Annotated in this window: 9 protein-coding genes; 5 read left to right on the forward strand and 4 right to left on the reverse strand. The window is 37.0% G+C overall.

Translation table 11 applies throughout. From position 1 onward, the window contains the following. Positions 1-6 precede the first annotated feature (6 nt). Positions 7-2,574: a DNA gyrase subunit A gene (gene gyrA, locus C8C84_RS09660; RefSeq protein WP_121313438.1), complete on the forward strand. Its 2,568-nt coding sequence runs from the start codon at positions 7-9 to the stop codon at positions 2,572-2,574. Between the two features lie 16 nt (positions 2,575-2,590). Then, positions 2,591-3,907: a tetratricopeptide repeat protein gene (locus tag C8C84_RS09665; RefSeq protein ID WP_121313440.1), complete on the forward strand. Its 1,317-nt coding sequence runs from the start codon at positions 2,591-2,593 to the stop codon at positions 3,905-3,907. 71 nt (positions 3,908-3,978) lie between these two features. Here the strand turns inward: C8C84_RS09665 and lpdA are convergent, their stop codons facing one another. The 3 genes from lpdA to truA all read right to left on the reverse strand — a co-directional run bounded on the left by lpdA (position 3,979) and on the right by truA (position 8,004). Beyond that, the gene (gene lpdA / locus C8C84_RS09670) at positions 3,979-5,367 is read right to left on the reverse strand and encodes a dihydrolipoyl dehydrogenase (RefSeq protein WP_121313442.1); all 1,389 of its coding nucleotides are present in this window, start codon (positions 5,365-5,367) and stop codon (positions 3,979-3,981) included. 113 nt (positions 5,368-5,480) lie between these two features. Continuing rightward, positions 5,481-7,235, reverse strand: coding sequence for an ABC transporter ATP-binding protein (locus C8C84_RS09675; RefSeq protein ID WP_121313444.1), 1,755 nt, complete (start codon positions 7,233-7,235; stop codon positions 5,481-5,483). Position 7,236: 1 nt separating this feature from the next. Then, positions 7,237-8,004, reverse strand: a complete 768-nt coding sequence (truA, locus tag C8C84_RS09680) for a tRNA pseudouridine(38-40) synthase TruA (RefSeq protein ID WP_121313446.1) — start codon at positions 8,002-8,004, stop codon at positions 7,237-7,239. 133 nt (positions 8,005-8,137) lie between these two features. Between truA and C8C84_RS09685 the strand changes: the two genes are divergently transcribed. Continuing rightward, positions 8,138-8,632 carry a metallophosphoesterase gene (locus C8C84_RS09685; protein WP_121313448.1) on the forward strand — a complete coding sequence of 165 codons (495 nt, stop codon included), beginning with the start codon at positions 8,138-8,140 and terminating at the stop codon, positions 8,630-8,632. A gap of 183 nt (positions 8,633-8,815) precedes the next feature. Here the strand turns inward: C8C84_RS09685 and C8C84_RS09690 are convergent, their stop codons facing one another. Then, the gene (locus C8C84_RS09690; RefSeq protein ID WP_121313450.1) at positions 8,816-9,223 is read right to left on the reverse strand and encodes a DUF4293 family protein; all 408 of its coding nucleotides are present in this window, start codon (positions 9,221-9,223) and stop codon (positions 8,816-8,818) included. A gap of 187 nt (positions 9,224-9,410) precedes the next feature. Between C8C84_RS09690 and rho the strand changes: the two genes are divergently transcribed. Together rho and C8C84_RS09700 are read left to right on the forward strand one after the other, a co-directional pair. Next, the gene (rho, locus tag C8C84_RS09695) at positions 9,411-11,249 is read left to right on the forward strand and encodes a transcription termination factor Rho (protein WP_121313452.1); all 1,839 of its coding nucleotides are present in this window, start codon (positions 9,411-9,413) and stop codon (positions 11,247-11,249) included. 128 nt (positions 11,250-11,377) lie between these two features. Then, the gene (locus tag C8C84_RS09700) at positions 11,378-12,277 is read left to right on the forward strand and encodes an EamA family transporter (RefSeq protein WP_121315028.1); all 900 of its coding nucleotides are present in this window, start codon (positions 11,378-11,380) and stop codon (positions 12,275-12,277) included. The last annotated feature ends 86 nt before the right edge of the window (positions 12,278-12,363 follow it).

Below are 12,363 nucleotides of genomic sequence, written 5' to 3' on the forward strand. Positions count from 1 at the left end.
TAAAATATGTCTGACGGAGAAAAGTTAATTCCTATTAACATCGAAGATGAAATGAAATCAGCTTACATCGATTATTCGATGTCTGTAATTGTCTCAAGAGCGCTACCTGACGTGCGTGACGGTTTAAAGCCGGTACACCGAAGAGTGTTATATGGAATGTATGATTTAGGCGTTTTTTCAAATAGAGCTCACAAAAAATCCGCAAGAATTGTTGGAGAAGTATTGGGTAAATATCACCCGCACGGCGATACTTCAGTTTATGACGCCATGGTTCGTATGGCACAAGAATGGAGTTTACGTTATTTATTAATTGACGGTCAAGGTAACTTTGGATCTGTTGATGGCGATAGTCCTGCAGCGATGCGTTACACTGAAGCCAGAATGAAAAAAATGTCAGAGGACATTATGGCAGATATCGACAAAGAGACAGTTGATTTCCAATTGAACTTTGACGATACTTTATATGAGCCAAAGGTAATGCCAACCAGAGTTCCGAATTTATTGATTAACGGAGCATCCGGTATTGCTGTTGGTATGGCGACCAATATGGCGCCGCACAATTTAACAGAAGTAATTGATGGTACTTTAGCGTACATTGACAATAATGATATAGAAATTGACGAATTAATCACACATATCAAAGCACCGGATTTTCCAACCGGAGGTGTGATTTATGGTTATGAAGGTGTTCGTGAAGCTTTCAAAACAGGACGTGGTAGAATTGTGATTCGTGCCAAAGTTGCTTTTGAAGAATCCAATGGAAGAGAAGCAATTATTGTTTCTGAAATTCCATACCAAGTCAACAAGGCAGACATGATTAAAAAAACTGCCGATTTGATCAATGACAAAAAGATTGAAGGTATTTCCAATATTCGTGACGAATCGGATAGAAACGGAATGCGTATCGTTTACGAATTGAAACGTGACGCGGTTCCAAATGTGGTTTTAAATACACTTTACAAATTTACCTCATTGCAGTCTTCTTTCAGTGTAAACAATATCGCATTGGTAAACGGAAGGCCTCAAATGTTGAACGTAAAAGAATTAATCCATTATTTCGTTGAACACCGTCATGATGTTGTCATCAGAAGAACGAATTTTGAATTGCGCAAAGCGGAAGAAAGAGCGCATATTTTAGAAGGGTTAATCATTGCTTCAGATAATATTGACGAAGTAATTGCATTGATTCGTTCATCGAAAGACGGTGATGAAGCAAGAACCAAATTGATTGAGCGTTTTACTTTATCTGAAATCCAAGCGCGTGCGATTGTTGAAATGCGTTTGCGTCAATTAACCGGTCTGGAACAAGACAAGTTAAGAGCGGAATACGATGAAATCATGAAGTTAATTCAACACTTGAAAGATTTATTGGCAAGTAAAGAATTAAGAATGCAATTGATTAAAGATGAATTAGTAGAAATAAGAGATAAATATGGTGATGCTCGTCGTTCTGTAATTGAATATTCCGGTGGCGATGTGAGTATCGAGGATTTGATTGCCGATGAAAATGTAGTAATCACAATTTCTCACGCCGGTTATATCAAACGTACTAATTTATCAGAATACAAAACGCAGAATAGAGGTGGCGTTGGACAAAAAAGTGCCGGTACTCGTGACCAAGATTTTTTGGAACATTTATTCGTGGCAACCAATCACCAATACTTGTTATTCTTCACGCAAAAAGGAAAATGTTTCTGGATGCGCGTTTACGAAATTCCGGAAGGAAGCAAAACGAGCAAAGGTCGCGCGATTCAAAACTTAATCAATATCGAAAGTGATGATAAAGTAAAAGCTTTCATTTGCACGCAAGACTTAAAAGACGAAGAATACATCAATAGTCATTATGTAATCATGGCGACCAAACAAGGGCAAGTGAAGAAAACGCCGTTGGAGCAATATTCACGTCCGCGTCAAAATGGTATCAATGCCATTACAATTAGAGAAGATGATGAATTAATGGAAGCCAAATTGACCAATGGAGAAAGCCAAGTTTTAGTGGCGGTGAAATCAGGTAAGTTGGTTCGTTTTGAAGAAGGGAAAACGCGTCCAATGGGAAGAACCGCTTCCGGAGTACGTGGAATTACCTTAGCTGACGATAAAGATGAAGTAATTGGTATGGTTTCTGTCAACAAAGATGACATCAATGATACGCAACTTTTAGTAGTAACTGAAAATGGTTACGGAAAAAGAACGAAGTTGGTAGATGAAGATGGAGAAGATGTTTACCGTATCACCAACAGAGGTGGAAAAGGAGTTAAAACCTTAAACATCACTGAAAAAACCGGAGCGTTAATTTCTATTAATGCCGTGACTGATGAAGATGATTTGATGATTATCAACAAATCAGGATTGACCATCAGAATGGAAGTGTCTGATTTAAGAGTTATGGGAAGAGCTACACAAGGAGTTCGTTTGATTAATATCAAAGGAAATGATTCGATTGCAGCAGTAACCAAAGTAATGAAAGAAGACGAAGTGGAAGATGTAGAAGGAGAAATCGTTGACGGTGTTGAGGCCGAAGAAAGTAACGATGCCGAAACTTCTGAAGACAGTCAGGAAGAAACTCAAGAATAATTTAAAATAATACCACATGAAAATTAAACACATTGTATTGGCTTCAACAATACTAGTTTCTGTTTCCGCTTTTGCTCAAAAAGACGAGCTTAAGACGTTAAAGAAAATTTATACCAAAGAAGCGCCTAAACCGGGTGATGTCATAGAGTATAAAAGTACTTTGGCAAGACTTGAAGGATTGGCTACTGAAGAAGGCGATAAAGTTTCAGCCGGATTTTACAAAGCCATGTTGCCTTTGGTAGAGATTATGTCTTTTGGACCAACTGTTACAGAAGCTCAAAAAGCCCAAGTAGTGAGTGCCAAAACGGTTGTTGATATTGAGAAAGGACTGAATGGTACTTTAGAATATGAGAAAAAGACCGGTAAAAAAGTTTATACTGATGATATTTTGAAAAAAGTAGAGTTGTATAAATCTGATATTATCAATTTGGCGATTGCTTTGGGTCAACAACAAAAATTCCAAGAAGCTTCGGATGTATTGTACTCTTTGTACCTTTTAGATAAAAAAGATGCAGACAAATTATTTTTCGCAGCGAGTTATGCCGTTAGTGCTGCTAATTATGACAAAGCTTTCCAATATTACAGTGAATTAAAAGCACTTAATTATACTGGTGAAGGAACACTTTATTTTGCCTTTAACAATACTTTAAAGCAAGAAGAGAACTTCGGAACTAACAAAAGCCTTCGTGATATTTCTGTAAATACTACAAAAACGCATTCAAAACCTAGAGATGAGAAAACCGAATCAAAACGTGGTGAAATTTTCAAAAATATTGCGCTGATATTAGTGCAAAAAGGCAAAGTAGAAGAAGCTAAAGCAGCAGTTCAAGAAGCACGTCAAGCCAATCCGGAAGACACATCTTTGATATTGACGGAAGCCGATTTGTATTTAAAAATGAATGATTTTGAAACCTATTCAAAATTAGCTAATGAAGCACTTAGTAAGAATCCTAATAATGTAGATTTGGTATTCAATTTAGGCGTAATCAGTGCCAATGCGAATAAGTTAGACGAAGCTGAAAAACATTATAAAAGAGCTTTAGAAATTAACCCTAATTATTTCAATGCTCATTTGAATTTAGCCGAATTAAAATTAAGAGCTGACGAAAAATGGGTTACTGAATTAAACAAATTAGGGACTTCTGAAAAAGACAACAAACGCTACGAAGTGATTAAAAAATTAAGAGAAGATAATTTCAAATTGATTTTGCCTCATCTTGAAAAAGCGGTAGAATTAGAGCCTACCAATGAACCGGCTAAAAAGACATTGTTAAGTGTTTATAATGCTTTGGAAATGACTGATAAGTACAAAGCTTTAAAAGCTAAAATGTAATCTTTCAATTTGATTCAATAAAAAAACCATCCAATATCGGATGGTTTTTTTATGCTTTATTTTTTCGAATACTATAAGTGAATCACTTCTCCATAAGCATCGGCTACTGCTTCCATCACCGCTTCACTCATCGTTGGATGTGGATGAACCGCTTTTAAAATTTCGTGTCCTGTAGTTTCTAATTTACGAGCTACAACTGCTTCCGCAATCATATCGGTTACACCGGCACCAATCATGTGACAACCTAACCATTCGCCATATTTGGCATCAAAAATTACTTTGACAAAACCATCCGGAGTTCCGGCGGCTTTCGCTTTACCTGAAGCAGTGAAAGGGAATTTACCAATTTTTAATTCGTATCCTTTTTCTTTGGCTTGTTTTTCAGTCATACCTACAGAAGCAATTTCAGGCGTTGCATAAGTACAGCCCGGAATGTTTCCGTAATCTAAAGGTTCAACGTGCAAACCTTTGATTTTTTCCACACAAAGAATTCCTTCTGCTGAAGCAACGTGAGCCAAAGCTTGTCCTGGCGTTACATCACCAATGGCGTAATAACCCGGAACATTAGTTTGGTAAAAATCGTTGACTAAAATTTTATCTTTATCGGTTTTGATTCCGGTTTCTTCTAATCCTATGTTTTCAATGTTGGTTTTGATTCCAACGGCTGAAAGCAAAATATCCGCTTCTAAAACTTCTTCGCCTTTAGCAGTTTTTACAAATGCTTTTACGCCTTTTCCGGTAGTGTCGATTCTTTCTACAGAAGAATTGGTCATAATGGTAATGCCTGATTTTTTCATAGAACGTTCCATTTGTTTCGAAATGTCTTCGTCTTCAACCGGAACAATGTTGGGTAAAAACTCAACAATAGTTACTTCTGTACCCATTGAATTGTAAAAATGAGCAAACTCAACGCCAATCGCACCTGAACCCACGACAATCATTTTCTTTGGTTGTGTTGGTAAAGTCATCGCTTGTCTGTAGCCAATTACTTTTATACCATCTTGTGGCAAATTCGGCAATTCTCTCGAACGAGCACCGGTAGCAATGATAATGTGGTCACCTGAATATTCAGTTACTTTTCCGTCTGCTGCCGTTACAGCAACTTTTTTGCCCGGTTTTATTTTACCAAAACCATCTATAACGTCAATTTTATTTTTCTTCATTAAGAATTGAACTCCTTTACTCATGCCATCAGCTACGCCACGAGAACGAGCGATAACAGCGTTGAAATCTTTGTCAAATTCCTTCACGGTCAAACCGTAATCTGAAGCATGTTTTAGGTAATCAAAAACCTGTGCCGATTTTAAAAGTGCTTTCGTTGGAATACAACCCCAATTTAAACAAATTCCACCAAGGTTTTCTTTTTCGATAACGGCTACTTTAAAGCCTAATTGTGACGCGCGAATCGCAGTAACATAACCGCCCGGACCACTTCCTAAAACAATAATATCGTATTTCATTTTTTTTGTAATTATTTATTTAATGTAAAAATGCAGTCGCTAATGTTCTTGCTATTTTTATAAAATTTATTTGATTATTTGAGATTGCGAATTTACGGAATTATTTTGAAAATTTAGCTTTCTACGGCAAACTGTGAATCGTATAAATTTTTGTAATAACCTTGTGCTTTGTTGACCAATTCCTGATGTGTTCCTTCTTCTACAATTTGGCCTTTGTCCATCACAATGATTTTATCTGCATTTATAATGGTAGCCAAACGGTGTGCAATGATGATAGAAGTTCTGCCTTGCGTGATTCGCTCAGTCGCTTTTTGGATTAACTCCTCGCTATACGTATCAATGGATGAAGTCGCTTCGTCTAAAATCAAAATACTCGGATTACTCACATAAGCCCTAAGAAAAGCAATCAATTGACGTTGGCCGGAAGACAACATCACACCTCGCTCTTTAACGTCATAATCATAACCACCGGGCAATGTTTTGATGAATTTATGAACGCCGATTTTTTTTGCTGCTTCAATCACTTCTTCCCGTGAAATATTCGGATTGTTAAGCGTAATGTTGTTGTGAATTGTATCGGCAAAAAGAAAAACATCTTGTAAAACGATGGCAATTTGTTGGCGTAAGCTTTCCAATTGGAAGTCGTTAATATTTTGGTTATCGACATAAATTGTCCCCGAATTAATTTCATAAAAACGATTCAGCAAATTGATAATGGTAGATTTTCCGGCACCGGTGGCACCAACGATAGCGATAGTTTCACCTGCTTTAACGTTTAGATTGATACCTTTTAATACTTCTTCTTTATCGTTATAACCAAATCGAACATTCTCAAATCGGATATTGCCTTTGAAATGGCTGGCCACAACACTTCCGTCTTCCTGAACGTCTTTATCGGTGTCTAAAATGTCAAAAACACGATTGGCGGCTATCATTCCCATTTGCATCTCGTTGAATTTATCCGCAATTTGACGCAATGGGTTAAACAACATCCCGATGAACATTGTATAGGAAAACAAATCACCAAAAGTGGTAAACTTATCACCATCTAAAATATGAAAACCGCCATAAAGTACCACGGCGCCTAACGTTAATGACGAAATGATATCGGCGATAGGGAAGAAGATAGAGTTGTAAAGAATGGTTTTAATCCAAGCTTTGTTGTGCTTTTGGTTGATTTCCTTAAATTTTTCGTATTCGATTTCTTCGCGGTTGAAAAGCTGAACGATTTTCATTCCGGTAACGCGCTCTTGTACAAACGTATTCATATTGGCCACCTGATTTCGAACATCTTCAAAAGCCACTTGCATTTTTCGCTGAAAGATTCTAGTGATATAGACTAAAACGGGCATCGCCAAAATCACTATCCATGTCAGTCGCCAGTTCATATAAAACATAAAAATCAGTATCACAATCATTTTCAACATATCACTGATGATCATGAATAAACCTTGGCTAAAAATACGAGCAATTTGTTCAATGTCAGATACAGAACGAGTTACCAATTGTCCGACAGGTGCATGGTCAAAATATTTCATTCTGAAACTGAGCATATGCTTGAATAACTTGGTTCGAATGTCTTTAATAATATCTTGTCCTAACCAATTCGCCCAATACACAAAATAGAATTGGGATAGGGTTTCTAAAATCAACACAACGCCCATAATGGTTACATAAAACAATAAACCATGTTCGTCCTTCGGTGCTATATATTCATCAACGGTTTGTTTTAACAAATAAGGACGAAGTGCTGCAAAAACGGAAAGCAATACGGCAAACAAAATCACACCGTAATACCTTTTTTTATAAGGCTTGGTGTATTTTAAAATGCGTTTGAATAAATTAGTATCGAATGCTTTTGCTTGCATATTATTTTATATAGTCGTAATCAATTTGGGTTAGGTACAAACCGTGCGCAGGCACAGAAAATCCCGCTTGACCTCGGTCTTTACTTTCAATTATTTTTTCAAAATCTTCTAAGTTTATTTTGCCTAAACCGATATTAATCATGGTTCCGACAATGGCACGAACCATATTACGTAAAAAGCGATCAGCGGCTATGGTGAACACTAATTTGTTGCCGTTTGACTCCGTCCTGTTCGCCTTTGGCTCGAGTTGTTGCCAGTGTGCTTCAAAAATAACACAATTAAACGTTCTGACGTCTGTATTGGTTTTAGAAAAACATTCAAAGTCAGTATACTTGAAAAGGATTTGGCACGCTCTGTTCATTTTGTCTACATCCAAAGGCAATTGGTGCAACCAACTCCCGTCGTTTTCAAAAGCATCTTTGAAAGTGTGAATGTGGTATTCATAAGTTCGTTTCGTAGCATCGAAACGGGCATGAGCATCATCGTGTACTTTTCGGATATCAAAAATGACAATGTCTTTGGGTAAAAAAGAATTGAGTTTGTGAACTATGAGTTTACTGTCGATATCGGTTTCATAATCAAAATGCGCATACATTTTTTTGGCATGAACGCCGGTATCGGTTCGGCCTGCACCAACAATATCAATCTCTTTTTTTAGAATGATGGATAAAGCCTTATTGAGTGTTTCTTGTACGGAACTTGCATCGGGTTGGTACTGCCAACCGTGGTAATTTGTTCCTTTATAAGCTAATTCAATAAAATATCTCAATGTGGATGTTCCTAGTTTTATGAGGTGCAAAGGTACAAAGGATTTTAAATTGGATGTTTAAAGTTTTCATAATTTCATTGATTATATTTGTAACCTCAAAACCTAGTGCCTCAGCACCTCAGTACCTTTTACCTTGAAAAAAATCTTATTACTTTCCGATACCCATAGTCATATTGATGATACTATTTTGAAATATGTTCACCAAGCTGATGAAGTCTGGCATGCCGGAGATATTGGAGATTTAAATGTGACTGATACGATTAAAGCAATCAAACCTTTGCTAGCGGTTTACGGCAACATAGACGATGACAAAGCCCGAATGGAATTTCCGTTGAACAATAGGTTTTTCTGTGAAGGTGTTGACGTTTGGATAACTCATATTGGCGGTTATCCCGGAAAGTACAATCAGGCCATTCGAACTGAAATTCAAACCAGTCCACCGAAGCTTTTCATTTGTGGGCATTCGCACATACTGAAAGTACAATTTGATAAAAAACTCAATTTATTGCATATGAATCCGGGAGCTTGTGGGATTTACGGATTTCATCAGGTGCGAACGATGTTGCGTTTCGAAATTGATGGCGATAAAATTCAGAATTTGGAGATTATTGAAATAGGGAAGAAGTAGTTTTAAACACAGATTTCACAGATTATCACAGATTTGTGTTTAATTATTAATTTGTAAAAATTTACTTCGTCAGTTCGCTTCGCTCGGGTGTGTAATCTGTGTTTAATATAAATGATTCAATAAAAAACCCGTCTGTTTAAAAAGACGGGTTTTTCGCAGCACTAAAAAACTAAGTTTATAGGTTTATCGCAATCGATCCACAGATTTTACGAGATCTTCATCCTTTTTAATGGCTTTGTTGGCCAAAACCAAAAGTACGATAGAAAGAATAGGTAAGAACATCCCAACACCTTTCTCAGAAACAATAGCTTCTCCAGATGCAGTTAGTGTTCGGTACACAAATAATCCTAATAAAATTAAATTCAATATGATATTCAATCTGCCCATGACAAATTGTTGTTGTCTTTTTGCGTGTGATAAAATGCTCAATAATGACAGCGTGCTGCTCAATCCGAATAGCGCGGTGTAAGCAATATCCATCATAAAATAGATTGATTTACCCGATGCGTCATTCCACAAAGGAAACACAAATGGTAAAACACCAGTTACGATTAGGCAAGCTATCAAATAATAAGTCTGTATTCTAAACATAGTTCTTGAAAAATGTTGTACAAAAATATAGTTTCTTTTTAAAAAATACTATTGCATGGTAAAAATTTATTTGTATTATTGCATAACAAATCCGCAAGTACTTCATCTTCGGACTTTTCTATACCAATATTTTCTACCCACATTTGTAGTATTTTCCAAAGAACAAATTTAAATCAAAACAATATTGATGTTTGATATTTCCGCCTTAAAAGAAATGAAGCTTTCTGAGCTTCAAGACATTGCCAAGTTGGCAAAAACTATTAAAGTCACCGGTGCCAAAAAAGATACGCTAATTGCAAAAATTTTGGAACACCAAAACAATACTGTAACCGAAGAGAAACCCAAAGTTACTTCAGACCAGAATGATAGCGAATTGGCTAAGCAAAAAGCAGCAGTTGATAATAAAAGTAAACGCGCCCGAATTACGCCTGAAACCAAAAAAGCACCTGAAACCAATCAAAATGATTTGTTTGCCAATGAGGAACCGATAGCGGTCGTAGCCGAAGCCCCGAGCGATAGCCAACGGGCGGAGCAAAAGCCGGCTTTTGAAAGCAAAAACCCTAAGTTTAAAAAACCTTTCGATAAAAAAACTCGAGGCGGAGCCGAACAGAACGAAGCTAAACCCGGCAATACACCTTCACAGCAATCAAGCGATAGCGAAGTTGAAGAAAAGCAACGGGCTGTTGAAGTTCCAAGCGATAGCGAACAGACGCAACAAACTGAAGCCAATCCAAACCAAAATAAGGATGGTAACCGTCTGCAAAAGCCTAAAAATCCGAACCAAAATCAACACGAGCGTAAGCGAACTGACGAAGTAAACCAAAATGGCAATGGTAACGGTAATGCAAACAATAACAACCCTAATTTTAAAGGAAAGAAACATAGTAATTTCCGCGATTCCGATTATGAATTTGACGGAATTATTGAAAGCGAAGGTGTTTTAGAAATGATGCCTGATGGCTACGGTTTCTTGCGCTCTTCTGATTATAACTACTTAGCGTCTCCCGATGATATTTATTTATCGACTTCTCAAATCAGATTATTCGGTTTGAAAACCGGTGATACCGTAAAAGGAGTAGTACGTCCGCCTAAAGAAGGTGAAAAATTCTTCCCATTGGTTCGCGTTTTAAAAATCAATGGACATGATCCGCAAGTCGTTAGAGATAGAGTTTCCTTCGAACACTTAACGCCAATTTTTCCAAAAGAAAAATTCAATATAGCCGATAAACAAGCCAGCGTTTCCACCAGAGTAATCGATTTGTTTTCGCCAATCGGTAAAGGACAACGCGGTATGATTGTGGCCCAACCCAAAACAGGTAAAACAATGTTGTTAAAAGACATTGCCAATGCCATTGCGGCCAATCATCCTGAAGTTTATTTGATAGTGTTACTAATTGACGAACGTCCGGAAGAAGTTACCGATATGCAACGTAGTGTTCGTGGTGAAGTAATTGCTTCTACTTTCGACAGAGAACCAATGGAACACGTAAAAATTGCCAATATTGTTTTAGAGAAATCAAAACGTTTGGTAGAATGTGGTCATGATGTAGTGATTTTGTTGGATTCGATTACGCGTTTGGCCAGAGCTTATAATACGGTGCAACCGGCATCCGGTAAAGTACTTTCGGGTGGAGTTGATGCGAATGCGTTACAAAAACCAAAACGTTTCTTCGGTGCGGCTCGTAACGTAGAAAACGGTGGTTCACTCAGTATCATCGCAACAGCTTTAACGGAAACCGGTTCTAAAATGGACGAAGTAATCTTCGAAGAATTTAAAGGAACAGGTAATATGGAGTTGCAATTGGACAGAAAAATTGCCAACCGAAGAATTTTCCCGGCTATCGATTTGACTTCATCCAGTACGCGTCGTGATGATTTATTGTTAGACGAAAAAACACTACAAAGAATGTGGATTTTGCGCAAGTTCTTAGCTGATATGAATCCGGTAGAAGCGATGGATACCATTAATGATAAGATTAAGAAGACCCGAAATAACGATGAGTTCCTCATTTCGATGAACGATTAAATATTGAATCCCAACTTAACGGTTGGGATTTTTTTTAGCAAATATTTATCATAATGCAACATTTTCATTCTTTACTTTTGCAGCACCCGAGACCGAAGGTCGAACGGAATGAAATTAAAATTTACTTCGTGCAAATCAATAAATATTACCTGTCTGCTTTATCCGCTTTTATTATTTGGGGATTTTTTAGTTTGCCACTAAAACCGCTTCACGATTATCCGTCGTTGGACATCTTATTTTACAGAGTTTTTTTAGCTACGGCTTTACTGTTGTTAATCAATGTTTCGTTTAGATATGATGTTGTCAAAGAAAATGTAAAAGTGTTTAGGTCATTGAGTCAAAAAGATAAAAGAAAGTTCTTGACTTTAACGGTTGTAGGCGGATTTTTATTGGTGCTGAATTGGTATCTTTTTATGTTCGCCCTTAACCATGTGAGTCTGAATTCGGCTTCTTTTGCTTATCTGATTTGCCCAATCATCACTACTATCTTAGCGTTTTTTATCTTAAAAGAAAAGCTGAGTTTCTGGCAATGGTTTTCGGTGGTTTTATGTTTGATCAGTTGCGCGATTTTATCCTATGGAGATTTAACCGGATTGGTGTACAGCTTGATTATTGCGGTTTCCTTTGCTTTGTACTTAATCAGTCAGCGAAAGAATAACCTTTTTGATAAGTTCATCGTGTTGTCTATTCAAATGATCATTGCTTCCATCGTATTAGCACCGTTTTTTCCACTCTATAGCGGAACCACACCAAACGAATCGATATTCTATATACTGATGATTGTAATTGTAGTATTGTTTACCATCATTCCGTTGTTTCTGAATTTGTATGCTTTAAAAGGCATGAATTCCTCGGCGGTTGGAATATTGATGTACACCAATCCGTTAATCAACTTCTTGTTGGGTATATTTTATTTCCATGAAAAAATGACAACGGCGCATATTATTTCATTCAGCCTCATTTTACTATCGATCGTTATTTTTAACGAAAGAATCTTGTTTAAGAGGAAATCGCTAAGTGAGAAATAAGTCAAATACTCCCGGCTCAAAACTCCAAACGCCATACTCAAAATGTCATCTTGTCAGCATAATCTATCCCAAAACTGACAATTTAT

Origin of the sequence: Flavobacterium sp. 102, assembly GCF_003634615.1 — a bacterium.
In the GTDB taxonomy this organism is placed as follows: domain Bacteria; phylum Bacteroidota; class Bacteroidia; order Flavobacteriales; family Flavobacteriaceae; genus Flavobacterium.